25 protein-coding genes are annotated in these 24478 nt (G+C 59.6%); 10 read left to right on the top strand and 15 right to left on the bottom strand.

Annotation, left to right across the window (positions count from 1 at the left end; all coding sequences use genetic code 11):
* Positions 1-201: 201 nt before the first annotated feature.
* Complete coding sequence (locus ICA16_RS01850; RefSeq protein WP_210699782.1) at positions 202-660, top strand: REP-associated tyrosine transposase; 459 nt, start codon at positions 202-204, stop codon at positions 658-660.
* Positions 661-815: 155 nt separating this feature from the next.
* On the opposite strand, the gene ICA16_RS01845 is transcribed toward ICA16_RS01850, so the two are convergent.
* Entirely contained in the window at positions 816-1568 is a 753-nt protein-coding gene (locus ICA16_RS01845; RefSeq protein WP_210699781.1) for a tellurite resistance TerB family protein, read from the bottom strand.
* Between the two features lie 259 nt (positions 1569-1827).
* Between ICA16_RS01845 and pcsA the strand changes: the two genes are divergently transcribed.
* Positions 1828-2550 (top strand): phosphatidylcholine synthase, encoded by a 723-nt coding sequence (gene pcsA, locus ICA16_RS01840; protein ID WP_042559811.1) that lies wholly within the window; start codon positions 1828-1830, stop codon positions 2548-2550.
* A 135-nt stretch (positions 2551-2685) separates the two neighbouring features.
* Here pcsA and ICA16_RS01835 read toward each other — a convergent pair whose 3' ends face one another.
* The 3 genes from ICA16_RS01835 to ICA16_RS01825 all read right to left on the bottom strand — a co-directional run bounded on the left by ICA16_RS01835 (position 2686) and on the right by ICA16_RS01825 (position 5209).
* Complete coding sequence (locus tag ICA16_RS01835; protein ID WP_210699780.1) at positions 2686-3498, bottom strand: class I SAM-dependent methyltransferase; 813 nt, start codon at positions 3496-3498, stop codon at positions 2686-2688.
* Positions 3499-3661: 163 nt separating this feature from the next.
* On the bottom strand, positions 3662-4873 hold the full coding sequence (locus ICA16_RS01830; RefSeq protein ID WP_210699779.1) for a cytochrome c biogenesis protein DipZ: 1212 nt from the start codon (positions 4871-4873) through the stop codon (positions 3662-3664).
* 72 nt (positions 4874-4945) lie between these two features.
* Positions 4946-5209, bottom strand: coding sequence for a DUF2790 domain-containing protein (locus tag ICA16_RS01825; RefSeq protein WP_210699778.1), 264 nt, complete (start codon positions 5207-5209; stop codon positions 4946-4948).
* 295 nt (positions 5210-5504) lie between these two features.
* Between ICA16_RS01825 and ICA16_RS01820 the strand changes: the two genes are divergently transcribed.
* A complete protein-coding gene (locus ICA16_RS01820; RefSeq protein WP_150615256.1) occupies positions 5505-6245 on the top strand; it encodes a response regulator in 741 nt (246 codons plus the stop codon).
* Positions 6242-7543 carry an ATP-binding protein gene (locus ICA16_RS01815; protein WP_210553037.1) on the top strand — a complete coding sequence of 434 codons (1302 nt, stop codon included), beginning with the start codon at positions 6242-6244 and terminating at the stop codon, positions 7541-7543. Before ICA16_RS01820 ends, ICA16_RS01815 begins: the two co-directional genes overlap by 4 nt.
* A gap of 129 nt (positions 7544-7672) precedes the next feature.
* On the opposite strand, the gene ICA16_RS01810 is transcribed toward ICA16_RS01815, so the two are convergent.
* A complete protein-coding gene (locus tag ICA16_RS01810) occupies positions 7673-8422 on the bottom strand; it encodes an HvfC family RiPP maturation protein (protein WP_210699777.1) in 750 nt (249 codons plus the stop codon).
* Positions 8415-9254 carry an HvfB family MNIO-type RiPP peptide maturase gene (locus ICA16_RS01805; RefSeq protein ID WP_210699776.1) on the bottom strand — a complete coding sequence of 280 codons (840 nt, stop codon included), beginning with the start codon at positions 9252-9254 and terminating at the stop codon, positions 8415-8417. The genes ICA16_RS01810 and ICA16_RS01805 overlap by 8 nt, the downstream gene beginning before the upstream one ends.
* 423 nt (positions 9255-9677) lie before the next feature.
* Here ICA16_RS01805 and ICA16_RS01800 point away from each other — a divergent pair, with 423 nt between their 5' ends.
* Positions 9678-10724 carry a class I SAM-dependent methyltransferase gene (locus ICA16_RS01800; RefSeq protein ID WP_150615845.1) on the top strand — a complete coding sequence of 349 codons (1047 nt, stop codon included), beginning with the start codon at positions 9678-9680 and terminating at the stop codon, positions 10722-10724.
* A gap of 87 nt (positions 10725-10811) precedes the next feature.
* Positions 10812-11663: an NAD-dependent protein deacetylase gene (locus ICA16_RS01795; protein WP_210699775.1), complete on the top strand. Its 852-nt coding sequence runs from the start codon at positions 10812-10814 to the stop codon at positions 11661-11663.
* A 94-nt stretch (positions 11664-11757) separates the two neighbouring features.
* Here the strand turns inward: ICA16_RS01795 and ICA16_RS01790 are convergent, their stop codons facing one another.
* The 3 genes from ICA16_RS01790 to ICA16_RS01780 form a co-directional block, all read right to left on the bottom strand.
* A complete protein-coding gene (locus tag ICA16_RS01790) occupies positions 11758-12453 on the bottom strand; it encodes a hypothetical protein (RefSeq protein ID WP_210699774.1) in 696 nt (231 codons plus the stop codon).
* Between the two features lie 263 nt (positions 12454-12716).
* Positions 12717-13103, bottom strand: a complete 387-nt coding sequence (locus ICA16_RS01785; RefSeq protein WP_150615251.1) for a c-type cytochrome — start codon at positions 13101-13103, stop codon at positions 12717-12719.
* 81 nt (positions 13104-13184) lie between these two features.
* Complete coding sequence (locus ICA16_RS01780; RefSeq protein ID WP_210699773.1) at positions 13185-14516, bottom strand: aminotransferase-like domain-containing protein; 1332 nt, start codon at positions 14514-14516, stop codon at positions 13185-13187.
* Positions 14517-14605: 89 nt separating this feature from the next.
* On the opposite strand from ICA16_RS01780, the gene ICA16_RS01775 reads away from it, so the two are divergent.
* Positions 14606-15499, top strand: a complete 894-nt coding sequence (locus tag ICA16_RS01775; protein ID WP_210699772.1) for a DMT family transporter — start codon at positions 14606-14608, stop codon at positions 15497-15499.
* A gap of 3 nt (positions 15500-15502) precedes the next feature.
* On the opposite strand, the gene ICA16_RS01770 is transcribed toward ICA16_RS01775, so the two are convergent.
* A complete protein-coding gene (locus tag ICA16_RS01770; protein WP_210699771.1) occupies positions 15503-16318 on the bottom strand; it encodes an AraC family transcriptional regulator in 816 nt (271 codons plus the stop codon).
* Between the two features lie 132 nt (positions 16319-16450).
* On the opposite strand from ICA16_RS01770, the gene ICA16_RS01765 reads away from it, so the two are divergent.
* Complete coding sequence (locus ICA16_RS01765) at positions 16451-16963, top strand: carboxymuconolactone decarboxylase family protein (RefSeq protein ID WP_210699770.1); 513 nt, start codon at positions 16451-16453, stop codon at positions 16961-16963.
* 637 nt (positions 16964-17600) lie between these two features.
* Here the strand turns inward: ICA16_RS01765 and ICA16_RS01760 are convergent.
* The gene (locus ICA16_RS01760; RefSeq protein ID WP_210553044.1) at positions 17601-19046 is read right to left on the bottom strand and encodes a SulP family inorganic anion transporter; all 1446 of its coding nucleotides are present in this window, start codon (positions 19044-19046) and stop codon (positions 17601-17603) included.
* Between the two features lie 173 nt (positions 19047-19219).
* Between ICA16_RS01760 and ICA16_RS01755 the strand changes: the two genes are divergently transcribed.
* A complete protein-coding gene (locus tag ICA16_RS01755; protein ID WP_210699769.1) occupies positions 19220-19540 on the top strand; it encodes a DUF7693 family protein in 321 nt (106 codons plus the stop codon).
* Between the two features lie 376 nt (positions 19541-19916).
* On the opposite strand, the gene ICA16_RS01750 is transcribed toward ICA16_RS01755, so the two are convergent.
* Together ICA16_RS01750 and ggt are read right to left on the bottom strand one after the other, a co-directional pair.
* Positions 19917-20450: a cysteine hydrolase family protein gene (locus ICA16_RS01750; protein ID WP_150604198.1), complete on the bottom strand. Its 534-nt coding sequence runs from the start codon at positions 20448-20450 to the stop codon at positions 19917-19919.
* A gap of 66 nt (positions 20451-20516) precedes the next feature.
* Complete coding sequence (gene ggt / locus ICA16_RS01745; protein ID WP_210553047.1) at positions 20517-22244, bottom strand: gamma-glutamyltransferase; 1728 nt, start codon at positions 22242-22244, stop codon at positions 20517-20519.
* 151 nt (positions 22245-22395) lie between these two features.
* Between ggt and ICA16_RS01740 the strand changes: the two genes are divergently transcribed.
* The gene (locus ICA16_RS01740) at positions 22396-22911 is read left to right on the top strand and encodes a methylated-DNA--[protein]-cysteine S-methyltransferase (protein ID WP_210699768.1); all 516 of its coding nucleotides are present in this window, start codon (positions 22396-22398) and stop codon (positions 22909-22911) included.
* A 75-nt stretch (positions 22912-22986) separates the two neighbouring features.
* On the opposite strand, the gene ICA16_RS01735 is transcribed toward ICA16_RS01740, so the two are convergent.
* Entirely contained in the window at positions 22987-23577 is a 591-nt protein-coding gene (locus ICA16_RS01735; protein WP_210699767.1) for an NUDIX domain-containing protein, read from the bottom strand.
* A gap of 122 nt (positions 23578-23699) precedes the next feature.
* Positions 23700-24335, bottom strand: coding sequence for a lytic polysaccharide monooxygenase auxiliary activity family 9 protein (locus tag ICA16_RS01730; RefSeq protein WP_210699766.1), 636 nt, complete (start codon positions 24333-24335; stop codon positions 23700-23702).
* Positions 24336-24478 lie beyond the last annotated feature (143 nt).

Below are 24478 nucleotides of genomic sequence, written 5' to 3'. Positions count from 1 at the left end.
CCGTCGCTGACCACACTCCCCTGTAGGAGCTGCCGAAGGCTGCGATCTTTTGATGTTAGCTTCTAAAAATCAAAAGATCGTCCGATCGCGGCCCGAGCCTTCGGCAGCTCCTACAGAGTTACATGGTGCAACGGTTCGAAATCACGGAGGGCTGGGCCTCGGCTAACGTTGAGGGACTTGTATGCAATGGAGGGCAATGGAATGCCTGTAGCTGCAAAAGCGTGTGGCTTGCGCAAGGGGCGGTGTAGCGAGATGGGTCGTGTTTATCTGCTGACTGCGGTTGTGTATGAACGGCGGCCGGTGTTTTCAGACTGGCGTGTGGGGCGGTTGTTGGTTGAGCAGATGCGCGCTGTTGATGAGGAAGGAATGGCTCAGTCGCTTGCCTGGGTGGTGATGCCGGATCATTTGCATTGGCTGGTAGAACTGAGGCGCGGTTCGTTGGCTGAGCTTATGCGTCGCGTCAAATCGAGGAGCTGCCGGGCGATCAATCTGAAGTGCGGGAGTCAGGGGCGGCTGTGGCAGCGGGGTTATTTCGATCGGGCATTACGCAAGGAGGACGACCTGAAAGCGGCTGCGCGCTACATCGTCATGAACCCATTGCGGGCCGGATTGGTTCAGCGGTTGGGGGATTATCCACTTTGGGATGCGATCTGGCTTTAAGATCAAAAGATCGCAGCCTTCGGCAGCTCCTACAGGGGATTGGGGATTTCCTGCTTGGGGGTGCCGTCTGGTTTTAAGATCTAAAGATCGCAGCCTTCGGCAGCTCCTATACGTAGATCCCTGTAGGAGCTGCCGAAGGCTGCGATCTTTTGATGTTATGCCGTGCCGCTGGCCTGTTGTTCCAGATGCACCTGCAACTCGGGATCAATCCCCAGCGCCGCTGCCAGCTCGTCCAGATAAGTGCGTTCGGCATCTTGCTGGTCGTCCACCAGCAGGATGCTGGCCAGGTACATTTCGGCCGCCACCGCCGGGTCGTCGTTTGCGGCTTGTGCGACTTCGGCGGCATTGAGCGGCTTGGCGACTTCGGCGTCCAGCCATTGCTGTAGTTGCGGATCATCGGTGTGTTTGCCGATTTCACTGCTTATAAGATGTTTTTCCGTTTCGTCGATGCGCCCGTCCGCCTTGGCCGCAGCGATCAAGGCGCGCAACACCGCGTGGCTGTGCTCTTCGATTTCCGGGCCGGCGAGCAGATTGGCCGTCTGCGGCGTTTGTTGCGGTGCCGTGCTGGCCTGATTGCTTTGCCAGGCTTGATACGCCTGCCAGGCCATCATCCCCAGTGATGCCAGCGCCGCATAATTAGTGCCGCCGGAACGGCTTTGCGTGCCGCTACCCAGTGCGCCGCCCAACCCACCGCCACCGCCGCCGAGCAGCCCGCCGAGCAAACCACCCAACCCGCCAAGCCCGCCAACCGCGGCGCCGCCACGTGTACCTGTGGAATTTGCGCCACCGAGCAAGCCACCCAGCAAACCACCGAGGCCGCCCAAACCGCCACCGGCCGCCGCACCACTTTGTTGACCCGCCGCGCCCTGGCCCCGCAGCAGTTGTTCAAGCAAATCGCTGGTGTTCATGACGTCATCCTCAAGCATTGAGATTTACTGCGTCTGGCAACGATAGACCGCTGCGGGCGTTGCGCCAGCACCGTTTGGCCGATGCCGAAGCCGCTGAATTATTTCGCTCGCGTATTTTTTCGATGGACAGCTAAGATTCAGGGTAGGTGAACCTTATCCCGGCCCGACCGGTCGATAGCTGCAACCCGACCCGGTTTGCCGGCGCCCTTGCTGTCCAAGGGTGATACCCGGCTTGCTTTAATTTCTGGAGAACGCCCCCGTGATATCCACCGTCCACATAGCCAGGCTAAAGGCCTGGGGCGCCCATGGTTTTACCGCGACCGGCGTGGTCACTGCATTTCTGGCCACCCTCGCCCTGCTGGAAAACCAGCCCACCCACTGCCTGATGTGGCTGGGGGTGGCGCTGATCGTCGATGGCCTTGACGGCGCACTGGCGCGCAAGGTCAATGTGCAGTCGGTGCTGCCGAGTTTCGACGGCTCGGTCCTTGATCTGGTGATCGACTACCTGACTTACGTGTTCATTCCGGCACTGTTCATCTATCGCTACATTCCGCTGCCGGATTACACGCTGTTACTGACGGTGTCGCTGATTCTGGTGTCGTCACTGTTCTGTTTCTGCAACGTCAACATGAAGAGCAAGGACAACTACTTCGTCGGCTTCCCCGCTGCGTGGAACGTGGTCGCACTGTGCCTCTACATCATCGGCCCTGGGCCATGGATCACCTTTCTGACCGTCATCGGCCTGGCGCTGCTGACGGTGACACGAATGAAGTTCCTGCATCCGTTTCGCGTGCGTCGGTTCATGCCGATCAACATCGCCGTAACGGCGATCTGGCTGTTGTGCAGTCTGTCACTGGTGCTCAACCATCCGGTGATCAACCCATTGGTGATGGGTTTGTGGTTGCTGATGTCGGCGTACTTTCTGGGGATCTGCATTTGGCGTACGGCGCTGGAGTGGTTTGATCGGTCGCAGGTGAAGTAGTCCTTCACTTCAAAACATCTCTCATTGTAGGAGTGAGCCTGCTCGCGATTACGGTGTATCAGCCAAGTTTTATTTCGACTGAATAACCGCTATCGCGAGCAGGCTCACTCCTACACGGGTTCATCTCTGAATGCACTAGCGCTTGTTGATCACCACCTCAAGATACTCACTCGGCACCACCAGTGAGTCTTCCCCCGCGCGGTTTAACCGGTTGAGCAAATCCGCCAGATCACTTTCCAGCGCCTGACCGCTTTCCGGTGGCAGCGCGGCGAAAGCCTTGTGCACCGGCCCGTACCAGTGCCGAAAGATGTCGATGAAATGCGCCGCCGAGCGATAACGGAAATTGAATTCGCGCCGCGTTACCTGCACGACAAAATCCTGATCATCGAAATGTTTGTGCAGCCACACCTCCGTGCCCCAGTTCGACGGCGGCTGTGCGCCGGCCGGCGGTGGCAGATGCCGGCCGAGGGTCTTGAACATTTGCCCGACAAAACCTTCCGGGGTCCAGTTGGCCAGACCGATCCGTCCACCACGCCGGCAGACCCGTGCCAACTCGGCAGCGGCCTTGTCCTGATCCGGCGCAAACATCACCCCGAACGTCGATAGCACGGCCGCAAAACTGCCATCGGCGAACGGCAAGGCTTCGGCGTCGGCGACTTGAAACGTCACGTCCAGATGTTCGGCGCGGGCGCGATCCTGGCCGCGCTCCAGCAGTGCCGCGACGTAATCGGTCGAGGTGACCAGACAACCACGTCGCGCCGCCGCCAGCGTCGCATTGCCGTTGCCGGCAGCCACATCCAGCACGTCTTCATCGCAGCGCAGGTCGCAGGCTTCGGCGAGGTTTTCGCCGACAATTTGTAGTGTGGTGCCGATCACGGCGTAGTCGCCACTGGCCCAGGCGACTTTCTGGCGTTCCTTCAAGGCAGTCAGATCAATCGGGGTACTCATAACTACGAGCTCCGTTGTTTTAAAGGGCAGCGCCGAGGGCCCTGCTCAGCCACTATCGCGCCGAGTCAGGCCAGCGTCCCTGCCGGTCGTCTGGAGGCCTCGAAAACAGCCGTTTTGCCGATAAGTGGTGGAGATCTGTAAAGCGTCTGCAACAGATCAGGCATCAGGCAGCCGGGGCCTTGGCCTCTTCCAGCAACTGCTTGATCATCTGCTCCTGCGCTTCGTAGCGACCTTCACCGAAGTGGCTGTAACGCATCTGCCCCTTGGCGTCGATCAGGTAGTGCGCCGGCCAGTACTGATTGTTGAAGGCGCGCCAGATCGCATAGTTGTTGTCGATGGCCACTGGATAAGTGATGCCGAGTTTCTCCACTTGATCGCGGACGTTATCGATGATCCGCTCGTAACCGTATTCCGGGGTGTGTACGCCAATCACCACCAGGCCATCCTTCTCGTACTTCTTCGCCCAGTCCTTGACGTACGGCAGGGTGCGCTGGCAGTTGATGCAGTCGTAGGTCCAGAAATCCACCAGCACGACTTTGCCACGCAGGGATTCGGCACTCAGCTGCGGTGAATTGAGCCATTGCACGGCACCGGACAGCGACGGCATCGCGCCTTTACTCTCGTCCATCATCGAATCTGCGCGAACTTTGCTGACGAGGAAGTCGACCACTTTCGGCACGTTCTCCAGCACGTTTCTCTCGACGCTGGTGACGCCTTCGGACGACGTGCCGGCCAGCAAGGTTTTATCGGCGCCAGTGGAAATCACTGCCACAGCGGCAAGCACTGCGACACCTGCGCCGCGACGAAACCACCCGGTGAACGGAATCGAGGGTTTCAAGCGATTGACCAAACCACGACCAGCGAAGATCAACGTCCCCAGCGACAGCGCACTGCCCGCGCCGTAGGCCAACAGCAACAAGCTGGTCTGGGCGTTGGCGCCTTGCAGCATGGCGCCAGTGAGGATCACGCCGAGGATCGGCCCGGCGCAGGGTGCCCAGAGCAACCCGGTGGCCACGCCGATCATCACCGAACCCGTGGGCCCGGCCTTCTTGCTGGCGTCCGGGTCGAGGCGGTTGCCGAGCAACACAAACGGTCGCGCCAGCCAGTCACCCACGCGCGCCGAGATCAGCGACAGCGCAAACAGCGCCATGACGATCAAGGCGATGTGGCGGCCGGTGTTGCTGGCCTGAATCACCCACTCACTGCTGACCACGGCCAGACTGGAGATCAGGGCGAAGGTCAGGGTCATGCCGCCGAGGGTCAGCAGAACCGAGGAACGTTTACGGTCGGCGTTGGCGAACAGGAACGGCACCACCGGCAAGATGCAGGGGCTGAGCACGGTCAACAAACCGCCGAGGAACGCGATCAAGTACATAAAATCACCTTGGGTTGGCGAGGAGGAACCGAGAGACGTTGTTCATCGGTTCTGCCTGTAAAAAAGTGATATTCAGTTGCCGTCGTTGCAACCGTCAGCGAATTTGCTGTAATCGAGTACGCGGGTTTTGCCGGCCGAATCCAGATAGGTCATGCGCGCATCGACAATCCCGCAGGTCACCGAGTTGTCCTGGGTCAGCGAAACGACTTTCTGGATATCCAGGTGGGTGCCGTAGTTGTAAGTTTGCGCGGTGACTTCGGCTTCGGCGCGGGCCGACAGGGTGCAGATGTTCAAAGCGGCAAACAGGCAGGCGGCGATAACGGACGAGTTTTTCATGGCGTGTTCCTCATGGCTGCAAAGGGTTTGAGCCGAGGCGTCATGGAGTGCCTCGATGGAGCCTATTTGAGGCTCACGAGGTATCGCGCATGTGTCGGGAAATGGCGGCTAACCCTCGCTGTGTATCTGCGCCGCCCGGGGATACACAGCGATACAAAACCCTGAAAAATCGCTTTTTTGCGTCTGCGTGTATCGCTTGTAACGCCAGATACACTGCAATACAAAGGCAGGCAGGCGAGCACCCGAAGGCTCGATAGACTGCGTGACATTCCCCCTTTGCCAGAGGCCAGGCCCCATGGAACATGTCGATCACATTCTCATCGTCGACGACGACCGCGAGATCCGCGAACTGGTCGGCAACTACTTGAAGAAAAACGGCTTGCGCACCACCGTCGTCGCCGATGGCCGGCAGATGCGCAACTTTCTCGAAACCAACACGGTCGACCTGATCGTGCTCGACATCATGATGCCCGGCGACGATGGCCTGCAGTTGTGCCGCGAATTGCGCGTGGGCAAGCACAAGGCGACGCCGGTGTTGATGCTCACCGCACGCAACGACGAAACCGATCGCATCATCGGTCTGGAAATGGGCGCGGACGACTACCTGACCAAACCCTTCGCCGCCCGCGAACTGCTGGCGCGGATCAACGCCGTACTGCGGCGCACGCGCATGCTGCCGCCGAATCTGGTAGTCACCGAAGCCGGTCGCCTGCTGGCGTTCGGTCGCTGGCAACTAGACACCTCGGCCCGGCACCTGCTGGACAAGGACGGCACCATGGTGGCGCTCAGTGGCGCCGAATATCGCTTGCTGCGGGTATTTCTCGACCATCCGCAACGGGTACTCAGCCGCGATCAATTGCTCAACCTGACCCAGGGCCGCGACGCGGATCTGTTCGATCGGTCCATCGATTTGCTGGTCAGCCGTTTGCGCCAGCGCCTGCTCGATGACGCCCGTGAGCCGGCCTACATCAAGACGGTGCGCAGCGAAGGTTACGTGTTCTCGCTGCCGGTCGAGTTACTCGGTGCCCCGGCATGACACTTAACCTGCACTGGCCGCGCACGCTGGCCTCGCGCTTGTCGCTGATTTTTCTGATCGGGCTGATTCTCGCCCAGGCGCTGTCGTTCGGTGCGCAGTATTACGAGCGTTATCAGAGCGCGAAAAGCACCATGCTCGGTAATCTGCAAACCGACGTCTCGACGTCAATTGCGATTCTTGATCGCCTGCCGGCCGAGGAGCGTCCGGCCTGGCTCGAGCGCCTGGCGCGGAACAATTACGGCTATCTGCTGAGCGAAGGCGACGGCGGTATGCCGATCAAGTCCGCCGACGTGCCCATTGCGGTCACCTCAATCACTGAGGTCCTGGGCGATAAATACCCCCTGACCTTCACCGATATTCCCGGCCCGAAAAAGCATTTTCAGGGTCACCTGCGCCTGAGCGACGGCAGCCCGGTGACCATCGACGTGCGCCCCGCGATGACGCCACTGTCGCCATGGTTGCCAGTGGTGCTGCTCGGGCAACTGGCGCTGATGATCGCCTGCACCTGGCTGGCCGTGCGCATCGCCATCCGGCCCTTGACGCGGCTGGCCAACGCCGTGGAAACCCTTGATCCCAACGCGCACCCGATTCAACTGGACGAGAAAGGGCCGAACGAAGTGGTCTACGCCGCCCGTGCCTTCAATACGATGCAAGCGCGGATTGCCACCTATCTCAAGGAGCGCATGCAACTGCTGGCCGCGATCTCCCATGACCTGCAAACCCCGATCACGCGGATGAAACTGCGGGCCGAGTTCATGGACGACTCAGCAGAGAAGGAAAAACTGTGCAACGACCTCGGCGAAATGGAACACTTGGTGCGCGAAGGTGTGGCCTACGCCCGCAGCATCCATGGCTCGACCGAAGAAAGTCGGCGCACCAACATGGATTCGTTCCTCGAAAGCCTGGTGTTCGACTATCAGGACATGGGCAAAGAGGTGCAGCTTGTCGGCAAGAGTGAGGTGGTCGTCGACACCCGTCCGCACGCGTTGCGCCGGGTGTTGGTGAACCTGACCGACAACGCCTTGAAATTCGCTGGCGCGGCCGAAGTGTGGGTCGAAGCGAACAAGGGAAGGCTGTCGATCACCGTCATGGATCGTGGCCCGGGCATCGCCGAAGCCGAACTGGCGCAAGTGATGGAGCCGTTCTACCGCGTGGAAAACTCGCGCAATCGCAGCACTGGCGGCACAGGTCTGGGCCTTGCCATCGCCCAGCAATTGGCAATAGCCCTCGGCGGCTCGCTGACCTTAAGCAACCGCGAGGGCGGCGGGTTGTGTGCTGAACTCAAGCTGCCGCTCTAAACCCGCCCACCACAAATCCCCTGTAGGAGCTGCGGCACGCTGCGATCTTTTGATGTTGCTTTTAAAGTTCAAAACCAAAAGATCGCAGCCTCGTTTCACTCGACAGCTCCTACAGGGGGTTTGATGTGTTCAAGTAATACCGATTACGCCGTCTTCATGCATTTGCTGCAACAACGCCAATCCACTGGCCATGAACGACTCGTCTGCGAAATGCCTGGCCTCTTGCGCCAGACCCTGCAACTGCTCACGCCCGGTCAATGACGGCAACTCGCCGATGCGCTGCAGCAACCGCCACGCCAACGAGCTCAACTGTGAAAACTTCACGCTGAAATCCGCCTCCCGCCGTACCAGTAACAGCGTCGGATGCGCCGGGGCGGTTGAGGGCTGATAATCCGGGCCAAGCCGCTGCACCGGCCACGTGTAAGCCAAAGGCCAGGCGAGCGCCGAGACCCGCAATGGCCGTTCCAGCAACAAGCCTTTATCCGTCGCAGGCAAGGGATCGGCGTCGGATTGCTGCAAGACCATCTCCACCCATTCGTAATGCGCCAGCTCCAGCAAAAACGCGGGCCACGGCCCCTCGCTCAACACCGCAAGCTGCGAGGCGAGATAGTCGAGGAACGCCTCGGCGATCTCAGCAAACTTCGGCGTTTGCGCGCGGTAATCGCGCAAAAATCCACGAATCAATGTTTGCCAGCGTCGATCGCCGATGATCCGGATCAATACTGGAAAGGTGCCACTCAATAATTGCGAGAGATTGTTGAACACCAAGTCGCGGTACACATTGACCCGCGCGGTATTCATTTCAGCAGGAGGCACGTGGTGGTCGGGATCACGCAGATAACCCGTCAGCGCCCGTTGTTGCCGTTCAAGGCTATCCACGCTGAGCTCCTTCGCCTTGCAGACGGCGAATGGTCTGTAGCTCGGCGACCAGTTCGGCAAATGCCGGGAAATTGAAATCACGCTCCAGCAGTGTCGGCTGCGCGCCGAACCGTGCGTAGGCTTCGGCCAGCAACGACCACACCTGCGGTTTCACCGAGGCACCATGGGTGTCGATCTTGAGGCTGTCGGACTCATCGAAGTGCCCGGCCACGTGCATCCCGACCACCCTGCCCGGCTCGATCCGCGCCAGAAAATCCTGTGGATCAAAACCGTGGTTGATGGCATTGACGTAGACATTGTTGACATCCAGCAGCAGGTCGCAATCAGCCTCGCGCAACACCGCGTTGGTGAAGGTCACTTCGTCCATGTCCTGACGCGGAGCGGCATAGTAGGAGACGTTTTCCACGGCCAGGCGGCGACCGAGAATGTCCTGGGACTGGCGGATACGCGCGGCGACGTGGTGCACCGCTTCCTCGGTGAACGGCAAGGGCAACAGATCATAGAGATGGCCGTCGTCGCTGCAATAACTCAGGTGTTCGCTGTAATGCTCAACACGGTGATGATCAAGAAAACCCCGCACTTCCTGTAGAAAACCGCAGTCGAGTGGCGCCGTGCCGCCGAGCGACAACGACAAACCGTGACAGGACAACGGATAACGCTCGGCCAGTTCGCGTAACGCCGCGCCATGGGCGCCGCCGACGCCGATCCAGTTTTCCGGGGCGACTTCCAGAAAGTCGAAATCGCCGGTGGGGGCTGCTTGCAGATCTTTCAACAGACCACGGCGCAGACCCAGCCCTACGCTGGGTTGCCTTGATACATGAGGGGTTTGCATGGTGGCTGACCTCGGTGGTTGACCCACTCAGTTGAGCCGGTGGCTGTATCGGCACTGTGTTCAACCCTCCCGATATTTGCAGCCTCCTGTATCCCCCAGCCCCTCAGATACAAAGCAATACCCACCCTCTCGCATCAACACAGATCCCCTGTAGGAGCTGTCGAGTGGAACGAGGCTGCGATCTTTTGATCCTGATCTTATAAACAACATCAAAAGATCGCAGCGTGCCGCAGCTCCTACAGGAATTTCAGTGATTACAAATACGGCGTGCGTCCCATTCCAGGGCTAGACTCATTCATGACCCAGTCGAGGGGGCCGCAGGACTTTTGCCGTGACCTGCCTGTTTCCATGACCACCGCCCGGTGGCGCATGCCTCGACGCTCAACGCCGCCGGACTGTGATCCTGTTTCAGGAGCACACATGATGGACGAGGCCCGACTCAACGAATTCATGGGCAAACTGGTCAACGACATGGGCGGCGCGGCAATGCTGGCCAATGTCATCGTCGGCGAGGAACTCGGGCTGTACCGGGCGATGGCCGACAGTCAGCCGATCAGCCCCGAAGCCCTCGCGGCAAAAACCACCTGCAACCCGCGCCTGGTGCGCGAATGGCTCAGCGCTCACGCCGCCTCCGGCTACATGGAGCACCACGACGGGCAGTTTCGCCTGCCAGAAGAACAGGCCATGGCGCTGGCCGTCGAGGACTCGCCGGTTTACGTCGCCGGCGGTCTGGGGGTGGTGGCGTCGTTTTTCCACGACAAGGACAAACTGGTCAAAGCCATGCGCGGCAACGGCGCCCTGCCTTGGGGCGATCACCATCCGTGCATGTTCACCGGCACCGAACGGTTTTTCCGCCCCGGCTACAAAGGCCACCTGATCGCCGAATGGCTGCCGGCATTGAACGGTGTCGTGGCCAAACTCGAAAACGGCGCGAAAGTCGCCGACATCGGCTGCGGCCACGGCGCCTCGACCGTGATCATGGCCCAGGCGTATCCCAACTCGCGTTTCGTCGGCTACGACTTCCACGCACCCTCGATCACCGTCGCTACCCAGCGCGCCGAGGAAGGTGGGGTCAGCAGTCGGGCGACTTTCTTCCAGGGCTCTGCGAAAAACTACCCCGGCAATGACTATGACCTGATCTGCTATTTCGATTGCCTGCACGACATGGGCGACCCGGTCGGCGCGGCGCGCCACGCCTACGATTCGCTTAAAGACGACGGCACGGTGTTGCTTGTCGAGCCGTTCGCCAACGATACGCTGGACGACAACATCAACCCGGTGGGGCGGCTTTTCTACGCGGCATCGACGTTCATTTGCACGCCCAACTCGCTATCCCAGGAAGTCGGCCTGGGCCTTGGTGCGCAGGCCGGTGAAATGCGCTTGCGCAAAGTGTTTACCGAGGCCGGATTCAAGCAATTCCGGCGAGCGACGCAGACGCCGTTCAACCTGATTCTGGAGGCTCGCAAATAACCGCGATTCTGTGGCGAGGGAGCTCTCTCCCTCTCCACGGATGTCAGTGCTAACCTGCATGGCACTCATCGCTAATGGATGCCAGCCATGCTCGACAGCCCGATCCGCGAATACCTCGACACGCTGCAACAGGCGATGATTGATGGCGACTTTCTGGTGCTCACCGGAGCCGGCATCAGCACCCCCTCGGGCATCCCCGACTACCGCGACAGCGACGGCGTGCGACGTGGCCGGCAACCGATGATGTATCAGGAGTTCCTCGGCGCCCCCGAATCACGCCGCCGCTACTGGGCACGGGCGATGCTTGGCTGGCCTCGGGTGCGTCAAGCGCAACCGAATGCAGCGCATGAGGCGCTGGCCAGTTTGCAGCGTCATGGCAGGATCAGCGGCCTGATCACGCAGAACGTCGACACCTTGCACGATCAGGCCGGCAGTCATGATGTGATCGAACTGCACGGCAGCTTGCACCGCGTGCTGTGTCTGGATTGCGGTCAGCGCAGCGAGCGCGATTCGATTCAGCAACTGATGGAACAGCAGAATCCGTATCTGGCCGGCGTCGATGCAGTGCAGGCGCCAGACGGCGACACCCTGCTCGACCCGGCGTTTGAAGCACGTTTTCAGGTACCGCACTGCCCGTTTTGTGCGGGCGAGCGGATGAAACCGGACGTGGTGTTTTTCGGCGAAAACGTCGCGCAACCTACCGCTGCTCGGGCCATGGATGCAGCGCAGACGGCGGCGGGAATGCTGGTGGTGGGGTCTTCGTTGATGGCCTATTCGGCGTTTCGCCTGTGCCGGGTGATCGCCGATCGCGGCAAGCCGTTGATTGCGATCAATCTGGGCAAGACACGGGCAGATGATTTGCTGGATTTGAAGATTGAGGGGGCTTGCGAACAATTGCTGCCCTTGCTGACACAACACCTGACGACTGAACCCCGGTAGGCGTTGATGCAGGTTGCGGGTCCGTCAATTGCCGAGGTGACAAGCACATTGCGACAAGCCTTCAACCCAGGCAACCCTTGAAAGTCGTCGCTGGCTACTGTTTCAAATCATCGACCAGTTTGTTCATGACCAAGTCAGACACATGGGTAAATGCCTTTCGCAACGTCTCGGGATCGGTGGCGTATTGCTCAGGCGTATAGGCGATTGTGTTGGCGTCATTGAACACAGTAACCGTCTCGAAATTTCGCCACACCGCCGAGCCGTTGCGTTTGATTGAAGCCGTGGCGCCGATAACCGGATACAGCACGGTGCTGTAGTTCTTCAGGCACAGCCCCCATTGCGACACCAGAATTTCGATCTCGGCGTCGGCTGCTTCGCCTTCACCTACCAGGGTGAACAGGCGTTCCTGTTCTATCCGCTTGGCAAAACTTTGCCGGATCAACTTGCTCAGGTCGATATCGTTGTTTTTCATATTGTTGAGGATGGCCCGAGAAATATCCCCGGTCGCCACATCAGCCACTTGCGTCCCGGCGACGGCGCCGACGCCTGTCAGGGCCGTTGTCCCCACTGCCGACGCACCGGACGCCATGCCGGTCGCGGCCCCGACCCCGGCACCGAGCCCCGCTCCCCATGCCTGAGTCATGCTGGTGTACTTGAAGTTATCGACGGCAACATAAACCGGAAGCACTTTCAGAGTCTTGATCTGTTGCCGGTCTTCATTGCTCAGATCCTTGGTCACACAGCCAGAGAGCAATGCCAGTGCACAAACAATACCGACGAGAGTCTTCATGTCATTCCATTTATCAGGGCTTGGGTGGCAAGCATATCGCCCGAACAATCCGATTCTTGAATCTCCATGGACTCTACAGCCGGCGACTGCGCAACGTGCAAGCACTAAGATCTGAGCGGGTTGACCACACAGGCCATCAACCAAATCCCACTGTAGGAGCTGCCGCAGGCTGCGATCTTTTGATCTTGATTGTAAAAAACAAAGCCAAAAGATCGCAGCCTTCGGCAGCTCCTACAGGGGGATTGTGGAGGTCAGCTGGATTGTTACTCGGGGAAGGTCTGCAGGTACGCCAGCAAATTCTCAAGCTTCTCCTCATCACTCAGCCCCCAGAAAATCATCCGTGTACCCGGCACCACGCCTTTCGGATCTTTCAGATAAGCCTTCAGCGTTTCGTGGTCCCAGGTCACGCCTGAGTTTTTCATCGCATCGGAATACACATAGTTCGCCGACGTCCCGGCCGGGCGGCCGATGATGCCGTTGAGTTCCGGACCGAAACCCGGGCGGGCGGATTCGCCGACTTGATGGCAGCCGCCGCACAGGCGCGGGAAGATTTTTGCGCCGGCCTCGGGGTCGCCTGCTGCGTGGGCCGGTGCGCTGAGCAGGCCAGCGGTGAGGATCAAGGCGAGGGACAGTGAAGCGGGGTTTTTCATCGGACGATCCAAAGCAATTTGATGCGATTGCGCCAAGGCTAACATTTTGTGGCTCGGGATTTTGCTCCCTCGCCAAAGGTTCTACAGGTAAGCGCCGACGACTTTTCTGACGGTGATCAACGCTTGGCGCAACACGTTCATATCCACCGAACCCAATGCCAACCGAATCGCATGCGGTGTATGCGTCGCCACCGAAAACGGTTCGGCGCTGGTGACCGAAATCTGTTCGTGCATCAACTCCATGACAATCCGATCGGCGCGCACATCTTCCGGCAGCGGCAACCACAAGAAATACGAGGATGGATGTGCGAAATAGGGCAACCCGTTGAGCAACTCGGCGGCCAGTGCCTGACGAGCCTTGGCGTCATTGCGCTTTTGTTCTTCAAGCAAGGTGACGGTGCCGTCGTCGAGCCAGGCGCAAGCAATGGCGGTCATCACGCCGGGAGTGTTCCAGGTGGTGGCGCGGATGATTCGCTCCAGCGCCGGCACCTTGGCCTCCGGCGCAGCGATGAAGCCGACGCGCAAACCGGTGGCGATATTCTTGGAAAGTCCCGACACATAAACCGTGCGCTCCGGCGCCATGTCGACCAGCGCTGGCGGCGGGTTTTCCACCAGAAAGGCGTAGGCCGCGTCTTCAATGATCGTCAGATCATGCTGACGGGCAATCGATATCAACTGCTCGCGTTGCTCGGTCGGCAACACCCAGCCCAGCGGATTGTGCAGGGTCGGCATGCTGTACACCGCGCGCACCGAGCGGCTGCGACAGAGTTTATCCAGCGCCGCCAGATCCGGCCCGTGGTCACCGATCGGAATCGCCACCACCTCCAGATGCAGCGCTTCGGCCAGCACCTTGAACCCGGAATAAGTCAGCGCATCTGCCGCAATCACATCGCCCGGTTTGAGCAGTGCCATCAGCGTCACCGCCAGCCCTTGCTGGGCGCCGTTGACGATCAGCACTTGCCCGGCCTCAACGCTCACCCCGCGACTCAGCAGATGCCGCGCAACCGAAACGCGCTCGTGCTGGCGGCCGGCGTGTGGTTGATAGCGCAACAGCGCTTCGAGGTCACCGGACAGCGCCAATTGGCGCAACGCCGTGCGTAACAGCTCAGCCTGACCGGGCAATGACGGGTAGTTGAAATTGAGGTCGATCATGCCGACCGCGACATCCTTCTGATCGATGCCCTGCCCCGGCGACAACGAGGTTTCCCGCACAAAGGTGCCGCGCCCGGTTTCGCCACTGACCAGGCCCATCGCCTCCAGCTCGGCGTACACCCGCGAGGCCGTGACCAGCGCCAGCCCTTCGCTCATGGCCAGTTGCCGGTGGGTCGGCAGTCGTGTGCCGGGCGCCAAACGTCCCGAGCGGATGTCTGCCGCATAGGTATCAACAAGGTTCTTGTAGCGGGAACGTGGCATGTCGGGATGTATCCATGACAATTTTTTGATTGTCCTGATTCTCACTCCTAGGATTCGCCTGACGCAACCCCACTTCTGAGCGACCTCGTATGGAACGGACTTCAAACCTGGCTAACCCGACAATGGAAAAAACCAGCGGCTGGATCAACGGTTTTATCGGCGTGGTGATCTTCAGCGGCTCGCTGCCAGCCACGCGCCTGGCGGTGCTGGAGTTCGACCCGGTGTTTCTTACCGTGGTGCGTGCGGCCATCGCCGGGGTATTGGCGGTGGGTCTGCTGTGGCTTTTTCGCGAGCGCCGTCCGGCGCGCAGTCAGTGGCTCTCGCTGTTCATTGTCGCGATGGGCGTGGTGTTGGGTTTCCCGCTGTTGACCGCGTTGGCGTTGCAGCACGTGACGTCAGCGCATTCGATTGTTTTCGTAGGATTGCTGCCTCTGGCCACGGCGATTTTCGGCGTGCTGCGCGGCGGTGAGCGTCCGCGCTCGGTGTTCTGGTTTTTCTCGATTCTGGGCAGCGCTCTGGTGGTTGGATTCGCGTTATCCCAGGGGCTGACCGCTTCGCCCACCGGTGATTTGCTGATGCTCGCGGCGATCCTGGCCTGCGGCCTCGGTTACGCTGAAGGCGCCAAGCTGTCGCGCACCCTTGGCGGCTGGCAGGTGATCTGCTGGGCGCTGGTGTTGTCATTGCCGCTGATGACGGTGCTGAGTCTGTGGCTGGCGCCCGCCTCGTTCAGCAACATCAGCCTGTCGGCATGGCTGTGCCTGGCCTATGTCTCGCTGTTCAGCATGTTGATCGGATTCGTGTTCTGGTATCGCGGACTGGCGCAGGGCGGGATCGCGGCGGTTGGGCAGTTGCAGTTGCTGCAACCGTTTTTCGGCCTGGCGCTGGCGGCGACGTTGCTGCATGAACAGGTCAGCATCGGCATGCTTGCGGTGACATTGGGGGTGATTTTGTGTGTCGCCGGGGCGAAGAAATTCGCCAGGTAACGCTCAGATCCCGGCCTTCCACTCCCGAGGACTGAGGCCGGTTTTGCGGCGAAACGCGCGGGCCAGCGCCGAAGGACTTTCGTAGCCGACCTCTTCGGCGATCAACGCAATCGGCCGGCCTTCGCGCAGACGTTTCTGCGCCAGACTGACCCGCCAGCTCAGCAGATAATCGCCCGGTGTCTGCCCGACAACGCGGTGAAACTGCTCGGCAAATCCTGCGCGAGACAGGTTGGCAGCCGCCGCCAGATCGGCCACGCTCCATGGCTTTTCGGGCTTTTCATGCATCAGGTTCAAGGCGCGTGACAGGCGCGGATCGGCCAGCCCGGCCATCATCCCGGGTGCTTGATCACGACTATTGATGAGGTGGCGCAACAGCAGAATCACCAACAATTCGAACAACCGATCCATCACCGCCACACGTCCGCAATGGCCTTCGAAGGCTTCCTTGAACAGCCATTCCAGGGTGCTGGCCAATTCTGGAATCTCGGTGAGTGCGAGCACCAGATAATCCGGCAGCGCCGCCGCCAATGCATTGCCCGAACCGCCGTCAAACGTCAGCGTTGCGCAGACCAGTTTCGTCTCCATGGACGCGTCCGCAACCATGCGGTGGGCAAAGGGGCCGGGAAAGAAAATCAGCGACGGCTGATCGAGGCGGATCTCACGTTCATTGCCAGGCTTGAGCAGCAACTCACCCGCCTGCAACAGATGCACGTACCCACTCGGTTCACCCTCATGAACACCGACGCCGCAAAAGTCGCCGCTGTGAAACGTACCGGCATGCACAGCGAAATGGCTGAGCAACGTGGAAAGGCGATCCATGGGCGACTCCCGAGCGAATATCTGGACTATCTGCCGCATATCCTCGACGATTTGACGCCAAAGCACCACTAGCGCTGATTAACATCACCTCCATCGCCGGTGCACTTCGCACCGGATCTTCGGAGAATCACCATGAGCCGCATCAACGCCATCAGCCTGGAATCTGCCACCGACAGCACCCGCCCGGTACTGGAAGGCGTGAAAAAGAAAATCGGCTTCCTGCCCAATCTTTTCACCACCCTGGCCAAGGCGCCGGTAGCGCTTGAGACCTACGTACAAGCCTCGGCAATCCTCGGTAAAACCTCATTGAGCGCCAAGGAGAAAGAAGCGGTTTATCTGGCAACCTCGCAGGTCAACGGTTGCGATTATTGCCTGGCGGCGCACACCCTGTTTGCCGGCAAGGCCGGGCTGTCGGCGCAGGACATCGTCGCAGCACGTGAGGGCGAACTCAACGCCTACGCCGCCCTCGCCCAGCAACTCACGCAAAGCCGCGGCCACTTGAACGACGAACAAATCACCGCCGCCCGCGCTGCCGGAATCGACGACGTAAAAATCATTGAAGTGATCGCACTGGTCGCCGTGCAAACGCTGACCAACTACCTGAACAACGTGGCACTGACCGATATCGATTTCCCGGCGATCTAAACCTGGCCACACACAAAACCCTGTGAGAGCTGGCTTGCCAGCGATGGCGGTGGATCAGTCGACATCAATATTGACTGTGCCGGCCTCATCGCTGGCAAGCCAGCTCCCACAGGGTATCGCGCGTTGGCCGCTAGCTTGAGTCGGGCACGGTCAAATGTGGGAGTGAGCCTGCTCGCGATAGCGGTGGATCAGTCGACATCAATATTGACTGTGCCGACCTCATCGCTGGCAAGCCAGCTCCCACAGGGTTTTGTGTGTGGGCCGCGAGTTTGAGTCGATCACAGTCAAATGTAGGAGTAAGCCTGCTTTTCGCTCTTCACCACTCAACACAATGAGCGTTAGCTCGAGTGCAGCTTTTGATCTCGAAGGCCCGTCGGCAGGCTGAGTGGAGGGATTGGTCCGGGGGTGGGAGCGCAGCGACCGTTCGACGGAGTCGAACACATCGAGAGGAGGTGCAGCGAAGCAAACCGGAGGCGATGCGCCCGGATCGATCACGGAGCGAAGGAACCCGAGCCACAGCGAGGGCCGTACGTCAGGGTAAAGCCTTTTGGGTTACCTTTTCGGCGTTTGGAAAAGGTGACCCGCCGTAAGGGCGGAACCCCAATCAGCCCCACCCGCAGCAACGGATATGCCCCCCTCAATCGTGATCAACGCCACCGCGCTTAAGCAACTTCTTACAGCGCTCCGACAAATGAAACACCCGCAAATGCTTGCCCGCCTTCGCATAGCGCTCGCGCAGGGTCTTCAGGGCAGCAATGGCCGAATAATCAACAAAACTCAAATGCTGACAATCGAGCGTTACGAGCGCCGGATCATTGGCCGGGTCAAACCGATTGAGGAACGGCGTGGTCGAAGCGAAAAACAGCGTCCCGTGCAGTCGATAAAGTTTGCTGCCGTCAGCTTCCAGATGCTCATCGGCATACAACTCGCGAGCCTGCTGCCAGGCAAAATTCAGCGCAGCGATGATGATGCCGCACAACACGGCCGTGGCCAGATCGGTGAACACGGTGATAGTGGTCACGGCGATGATCACCAGCACATCGTTGAGCGGCACTTTGTTCACCACCCGCAACGACGCCCAGGCAAATGTCTGCTGCGACACCACAAACATCACGCCGACCAGCGCCGCCAGCGGAATACGCTCGATCAGTGGCGAGAGAAACAGGATAAACAACAGAATCAACACGCCCGCGACGATGCCCGACAACCGTCCGCGACCACCGGAGCTGAGGTTGATCACGGTCTGGCCGATCATCGCGCAACCGCCCATACCGCCGAACGCGCCCGAGACCATGTTCGCCGCGCCAAGCGCCACGCACTCGCGATCCGGGTAGCCACGGGTTTCAGTGATCTCGTCGGTAAGATTCAGCGTCAGCAGGGTTTCCAGCAAACCGACCAGCGCCATCAGAATCGCGTACGGCGCGATGATGCCCAGGGTTTGCAGGTTCCACGCAATGTCCGGCAAGGCGAAAGTCGGCAGGCCACCGGCAATGTGCGCCATGTCGCCGAGGGTGCGGGTCGGCAGGCCGAACAGATAAACCAGCAGGCCCACGCCAAGAATCGCCACCAACGCCGGCGGCACTGCGCGGGTCAGGCGCGGCAGGATGTAGACAATGGCCATGGTCAGCGCCACCAGCCCGGTCATCAGGTACAGCGGCGTACCGCTGAGCCAGTCTTCACCGCTTTTGAAATGTTCCAGTTGCGCCAGCGCAATGATGATCGCCAGGCCGTTGACGAAGCCGAGCATCACCGGGTGCGGCACCATGCGCACCAGTTTGCCCAGGCGCAGCAGCCCGAACGCCATCATGATCAAACCGCCCAGCAACACGGTCGCCAGTAGATATTGCACACCGTGCTGCACCACCAGCGCGACAATCACCACCGCCATCGACCCCGCCGCACCGGAGACCATCCCCGGGCGACCGCCGAACAATGCTGTCAGCGTACAAATGATGAAAGCGCCATAAAGGCCCATCAGCGGATTGAGGTGAGCCACCAGCGCGAAAGCAATGCATTCGGGCAACAGGGCAAACGAGGTGGTGAGTCCGGCCAGGACATCGGCGCGCAGACGTATCGGTTTCATGGCTTACCTGACTGAGCGGCCGCCGGGCGCGGCCGCGGATTTGCTGAACAGAGTGCAGCGGATAAAGAGGGTTGCGGATATTACGGAAATGTCCGGCATCGAGCCAGCAATACACTGACACATGGCGGCTCACGCCTTATGCTGGCGCGTTCCTGTACGCATCGAGTCCGAGCATGTCTGCATTTCTGACCGCCCCTGAGGTTTGCCAGCGACTGCGCGAGGCTGCGCTGGGCGTACTGGCGTTCAGCTGCGAGGCACGCACCGAGGCCGGACTGGTCACGGTCGATATCGACGGCTGGCGCCTGGTGCTGGATTTTGAAGGCGAACGGTTGCATCACTGTGAATACGCCCGCAACGGCGATGGTGATGAAGGTGCACTCGATAGCTGGCAGCGCTTCGGCACCGATCCGGTGAGTCTGCTCAGTACCTGGGAACTGGCGCAGATCGAACGGCTGCTGATTGAGTCCGGTCAGCCCTGCGCTTCTAACAAATGACAGATCCGGCAAAGCGCCAGCGCGCCGCGAGCTTTTCGTCGAGCCCCGAAAGGTAAGCGTCGGCACAAATGGCTTTTTCAGTTTTGCCGCTGGCGCTGGCGCAATCGAAACTGCTGGCGTTGACGAAGGGTGCAAAAGCGAGAGATGTCAGCAACAAAACGTGACGGGGGTTGAAAGGCAACATCGAGAGATTCCATTCTTCAGACGGCGGGCAGTATGCCAGTGCTGTCGTCGGAAATCCTCGGTGGGCGCAGGGGCTTGGCCGAACACAAATCCTGTGGGAGTGAGCCTGCTCGCGATGGCGTCCTGTCAGTGAGTGATGTTCTGGATGACAAACCGCTATCGCGAGCAGGCTCACTCCTACAGGTTTTTGTGGTTAGAACTGGATTTCTGCGGCGGGTTTTACATCGATCCGCGCCACCGAGCCGGTCAGGTGCGCCAGATCCTTGTTGTGCTCGCCGATGATGTCTTCGGCGCTCATGTTGCCGTTGTCGACGGTGGAATGGGCGTCGGCCGCCAGCACCACGTCGTAACCCGATTCATGGGCCTGGCGCACGGTGGCGTTGACGCAGTAATCGGTTTGCAGACCGCAGATCACCAAACGCTCGAAATCTTCGCTCGGCAGCAGTTTGCGCAGATCGGTCTGGTAAAACGAATCCCGGGTGGTTTTGCGAACGCGCAGATCTTGCGGGGCCGTCTCAAGCCCTTCCGCCAATTGCCAGCCTTCGGCACCGTGGGCCAGTGGACTGTCCTTTTCTTCATGCTGAATCAACACAACCGGAACGCCAGCCTTTCGCGCGCGGTTGCTGAGATTGTTGATGGTGTCGATTACGCGGTGGATGTCGTGGCATTGGTATTCGCCCGAGCACAGAGCGCGCTGGACGTCGATGATCAGTAATGCGGTGGTCATGATGGGCCTTCCTTGATCAGTCCTTGAAACAGGGGCGGACGTACGCCCGCCCCCTTTTTACGCCTCTCAGTAACCCAATGACAAGCCTGTATTGCGCCGTGGATCGTTGGCGCCGTAGAAGCGGTTTTTGCCGACCGGTTTACCGCCAAGCGACGGTGCGCCCACCAGAATCGCGGCGATATGGTTGGCATCCTGCGGCCCGGCGAACTTGTGGCCCCAACTCTCGAGAATCTTCTTCGTGTCGGGACTGGCGGCGAAGTCTTCGAGGTTGGTTTCTTCCGGCATCCATTGCTGATGGAAACGCGGCGCATCGACCGCTTCCTGCAAGCCCATGCCGTAGTCGATGACGTTGAGCATGGTCAGCAAAGTCGCGGTGATGATGCGGCTGCCGCCCGGCGTACCAACCACCATGACCACTTTGCCATCCTTGGTGACGATGGTCGGGCTCATCGACGACAGCGGTGCCTTGCCCGGAGCAATGGCATTGGCTTCGCCCTGCACCAGGCCGTACATGTTCGGCACGCCGACTTTCGAGGTGAAGTCGTCCATCTCGTCATTGAGGATCACCCCGGTCTTGCTCGCCATTACACCGGCACCGAACCAGTCGTTGAGCGTGTAGGTGACCGAGACCGCGTTGCCCCACTTGTCGACGATCGAATAGTGAGTGGTGTTGCTGCCCTCATGGGGCGCTGTGCCGGGTTTAAGTTCGGCGGAGACACCGGCCTTTTGCGGCTGAATGGCGTCACGCAGCTTGGTCGCGTAGTTCTTGTCCAGCAGGTGCTCGATCGGGTTCTTGACGAAATCCGGATCACCCAGATAGCTGTTGCGATCAACATAGGCGTGACGCATTGCTTCGATCTGATAGTGCATACCCTGGGCTGAATGGAAGCCCAGATCCTTCATCGGATAACCTTCGAGAATGTTCATGATCTGGCAGATCACCACGCCACCGGAGCTTGGCGGTGGCGCCGATACCACGTGATAGCCACGGTAATCACACTCCACCGGGGCCAGTTCGCGGGTCTTGTATTTGTCGAGATCGGCCTGGGTGATGATGCCTTTGTTCGCCTGACTGGAGGTCACGATGGCGTCGGCCACCCAGCCTTTATAAAAGCCGTCAGCGCCCTTTTCGGAAATGGTTCGCAGGGTTTTGCCGAGGTCTTTCTGCACCAGTTTCTGCCCGACCTGCATCGGCTCGCCATTGCTGAGGAAGATCGAGCCGGAATCGCGCATGTCCTTCTTGAACACGTCGGTGGCGTACTCCAGCAACTCGACGTCGCCTTGCTCCAGCTCAAAACCGTCTTCAGCCAGTTTGATGGCGGGGGCAATCATGTCCTTGCGCTGCTTGGTGCCGTACTTGCTCAGCGCCAGTTCCATACCAGACACAGTGCCCGGCACGCCGACGGCCAAATGGCCGCGGGTACTCAGCTCCGGGATGACGTTGCCTTCCTTGTCGAGGTACATATTGGCGGTGGCCGCCAGTGGGGCTTTTTCGCGGAAATCGAGGAACGTCTTGCGCCCGTCTGCCAATTGAATGGTCATGAAACCGCCGCCACCGAGGTTGCCCGCAGCGGGATAGACAACCGCCAGCGCATAACCGACCGCGACCGCCGCATCCACGGCGTTCCCACCGTTTTTCAATACATCGACACCGACATGCGTGGCCAGATGTTGCGCGGTGACCACCATGCCGTTTTCCGCGGCAACCGGTGCCACCGAGGCGGCGTGAGCCATGAGACAGCTGAGTGCCAGTGAGGTCGCTATCAGCGATTTGGCCAAAGGTTCGTACTTCATGAGTCGATCTCTTTTTTGTTTTTGGGGGCTGTGCAAAACAGAGGGGAACGCGTCAAGAGCAACAAGCAGTATGGTCGGGATTGCGTATTGCGCCTCCCCGATCAACCCGTATGCTGGGCGCTGTTGCCGCACCGATTCGGAGTTTGCTCGCATGTCTTTTACCTTCATCACCCTGCCCTCGCCGGTCGGCGAACTGAAGCTGGTCGCGAACGGCGCTCGACTGGCGGCCATCCTCTGGGAAAACGACCGACCGAACCGCGTGCGACTCGGGCCGATGACCCAAGCACCGGACAATCCGGTCCTGCTGAAAACCGCTCGGCAACTGGAAGAATATTTTGCCGGGACGCGCAATTGCTTTGAGCTCGAGCTGGATTTTGTCGGTACGGATTTTCAGAAACAGGTCTGGGCCGCCTTGCTGACTATCCCGTTCGGGGAGACCCGCACCTATAGCCAGATTGCTCAACAGATCGGCAACCCCGCGGCAGTGCGTGCAGTGGGCGCAGCGAATGGGCGCAACCCGATTTCGATTGTTGCGCCGTGTCATCGGGTGATTGGCGCGTCCGGGAAATTGACCGGGTTTGCCGGGGGGCTTGAGGCGAAGGAGCGGTTGTTGAGGCTGGAGGGTGGTGATTGGTCGGGAGCGGGTCAAACGGGAGATTTATTTTAATACGCGCAGAAAGATCAAAAGATCGCAGCCTGCGGCAGCTCCTACAGGGGAACACCGAAGGCTGCGGCCGTTGCTTTACAGGTTGAACAGGTTATTCATCGCCGCGTATTGCAGCAGCATGATGGTCTTGGCATCACAGATCTCGCCGCGATGGAAGGCTGCCAGCGCTTCATCGAATGACCACTCCAGCACCTCCAGTTCTTCGGTTTCTTCTTCCAGACCGCCACCGTCGCTGACCTTCGAGGCCGAGTCGTACTCGGCAATAAAAAAGTGCAGTTTCTCGGTCACCGAACCGGGGCTCATGTAGGCCTCGAATACCTTCTTCACGTCATGTACGCGATAGCCGGTTTCTTCCTCGGCCTCATCGCGAATCCGCTGTTCCGGGGCGGCACCCTCCAGCAAGCCGGCCGCCACTTCGATCAGCAGACCATCATGGCCGTTGACGAACACCGGCAAACGGAACTGCCGGGTCAGCACCACAGTGCGCTTCTCGCGGTTGAACAGCAAAATGGCAGCGCCATTGCCGCGGTCATACACCTCGCGCGTCTGACGCTGCCATTCACCGTTATTGCGGTGGTAGTCGAAGGTAATTTTCTTCAGCAAATACCAGTCATGGGACAACACCTGAGTGTCGACAATGTTGACCCGCTCGGCTGTGTCGCGCATGACGCCTGATCCTTTTTTCATCGAGAGGCCGCCATGGTCGAATAATCGCGCCAATTAAAAAAGCCCGGCAGCGCTACCGGGCTTGTTTATTTTCAGCTATCGAGCAGTTGCCGCAGCTGCCGTTATTTGAAGTCGACGTCGAACGCCTGATAGAAGGCGTTACCGGTGTTGGCAACGATCCACATCAGCACGATAACGTGATGGCCTTTCTTGCTCGCCGGCAGTTTCACCGAGTGGTTGACCTTGGCTTTCAGTTCTGCCGAATGACTGTAGTAAGGCACCTGAGTGTAGAAGTCCTCAAAGAACGGTTGTGCTTCCAGCTGCGCACGGGTGATGCGTAGTTTCGGATCCCAGCCGTCCTTGGTGATCAACCAGCGATAGCCACGGGTGGTGTGCGGCGCGGTGTACACCCATTTGACCTCGAGGATCTGACCCGGGGTGACATTGAGCAGCGGCCACGTGAATGGACGATTGAGTTTCTTGCTCATTTCCTCATGGGTGAAGTTCACGCAATCGCGCGCATCAGACTTGCCGCCGCTGAGAATGTAGCCGTCTGCGGGCGGGGCGACACTGGCGGAGTCGGTTTGGTAGGGTGACGGAAACGGTCCGGCAATCAGCGCCGGAAAGTTCTTGCCCCCTTCCATTTCATTGACCTGCCAGTCGCCCAGCAGCCCTAGATCAATGGCCACCGAGCCGCGGCTTGCTGGAGATGTGACGCGACCGTGTCGCAGTTGGGTTTCAGTGTTTGCCTGATTCATGTTTTTCACTCCGTTGATTTAAGAACTCTCCTTCCCGAGGAGAGGCCTTCAAGCTAACGGAGGTGATTTTTTTGTCCATCGGCGGTTTTGACGCGCTCGTCGACCGTCACGCTCAAAACACCAACAAACACTGTATGCATATA

Origin of the sequence: Pseudomonas anatoliensis, assembly GCF_017976235.1 — a bacterium.
Lineage (GTDB): Bacteria > Pseudomonadota > Gammaproteobacteria > Pseudomonadales > Pseudomonadaceae > Aquipseudomonas > Aquipseudomonas anatoliensis.
Note: the sequence above shows the minus strand (reverse complement) of the source record. Positions and strands in the feature narration are given on the sequence as shown.

What these genes read in the sequence shown, in the direction of transcription:
- ICA16_RS01780 (WP_210699773.1), bottom strand. Translation starts at nt 14,516, where the DNA reads ATGCCACGTTCCCGCTACAAGAACCTTGTTGATACCTATGCGGCAGAC.
- ICA16_RS01785 (WP_150615251.1), bottom strand. Translation starts at nt 13,103, where the DNA reads ATGAAAAACCCCGCTTCACTGTCCCTCGCCTTGATCCTCACCGCTGGC.
- ICA16_RS01825 (WP_210699778.1), bottom strand. Translation starts at nt 5,209, where the DNA reads ATGAAAAACTCGTCCGTTATCGCCGCCTGCCTGTTTGCCGCTTTGAAC.
- ICA16_RS01805 (WP_210699776.1), bottom strand. Translation starts at nt 9,254, where the DNA reads ATGCAAACCCCTCATGTATCAAGGCAACCCAGCGTAGGGCTGGGTCTG.
- ICA16_RS01800 (WP_150615845.1), top strand. Translation starts at nt 9,678, where the DNA reads ATGGACGAGGCCCGACTCAACGAATTCATGGGCAAACTGGTCAACGAC.
- ICA16_RS01820 (WP_150615256.1), top strand. Translation starts at nt 5,505, where the DNA reads ATGGAACATGTCGATCACATTCTCATCGTCGACGACGACCGCGAGATC.
- ICA16_RS01775 (WP_210699772.1), top strand. Translation starts at nt 14,606, where the DNA reads ATGGAACGGACTTCAAACCTGGCTAACCCGACAATGGAAAAAACCAGC.
- ICA16_RS01750 (WP_150604198.1), bottom strand. Translation starts at nt 20,450, where the DNA reads ATGACCACCGCATTACTGATCATCGACGTCCAGCGCGCTCTGTGCTCG.
- ICA16_RS01740 (WP_210699768.1), top strand. Translation starts at nt 22,396, where the DNA reads ATGTCTTTTACCTTCATCACCCTGCCCTCGCCGGTCGGCGAACTGAAG.
- ICA16_RS01815 (WP_210553037.1), top strand. Translation starts at nt 6,242, where the DNA reads ATGACACTTAACCTGCACTGGCCGCGCACGCTGGCCTCGCGCTTGTCG.
- ICA16_RS01830 (WP_210699779.1), bottom strand. Translation starts at nt 4,873, where the DNA reads ATGTACTTGATCGCGTTCCTCGGCGGTTTGTTGACCGTGCTCAGCCCC.
- ggt (WP_210553047.1), bottom strand. Translation starts at nt 22,244, where the DNA reads ATGAAGTACGAACCTTTGGCCAAATCGCTGATAGCGACCTCACTGGCA.
- ICA16_RS01850 (WP_210699782.1), top strand. Translation starts at nt 202, where the DNA reads ATGCCTGTAGCTGCAAAAGCGTGTGGCTTGCGCAAGGGGCGGTGTAGC.
- ICA16_RS01845 (WP_210699781.1), bottom strand. Translation starts at nt 1,568, where the DNA reads ATGAACACCAGCGATTTGCTTGAACAACTGCTGCGGGGCCAGGGCGCG.
- ICA16_RS01790 (WP_210699774.1), bottom strand. Translation starts at nt 12,453, where the DNA reads ATGAAGACTCTCGTCGGTATTGTTTGTGCACTGGCATTGCTCTCTGGC.
- ICA16_RS01765 (WP_210699770.1), top strand. Translation starts at nt 16,451, where the DNA reads ATGAGCCGCATCAACGCCATCAGCCTGGAATCTGCCACCGACAGCACC.
- ICA16_RS01795 (WP_210699775.1), top strand. Translation starts at nt 10,812, where the DNA reads ATGCTCGACAGCCCGATCCGCGAATACCTCGACACGCTGCAACAGGCG.
- ICA16_RS01770 (WP_210699771.1), bottom strand. Translation starts at nt 16,318, where the DNA reads ATGGATCGCCTTTCCACGTTGCTCAGCCATTTCGCTGTGCATGCCGGT.
- ICA16_RS01755 (WP_210699769.1), top strand. Translation starts at nt 19,220, where the DNA reads ATGTCTGCATTTCTGACCGCCCCTGAGGTTTGCCAGCGACTGCGCGAG.
- ICA16_RS01760 (WP_210553044.1), bottom strand. Translation starts at nt 19,046, where the DNA reads ATGAAACCGATACGTCTGCGCGCCGATGTCCTGGCCGGACTCACCACC.
- ICA16_RS01730 (WP_210699766.1), bottom strand. Translation starts at nt 24,335, where the DNA reads ATGAATCAGGCAAACACTGAAACCCAACTGCGACACGGTCGCGTCACA.
- ICA16_RS01835 (WP_210699780.1), bottom strand. Translation starts at nt 3,498, where the DNA reads ATGAGTACCCCGATTGATCTGACTGCCTTGAAGGAACGCCAGAAAGTC.
- ICA16_RS01735 (WP_210699767.1), bottom strand. Translation starts at nt 23,577, where the DNA reads ATGCGCGACACAGCCGAGCGGGTCAACATTGTCGACACTCAGGTGTTG.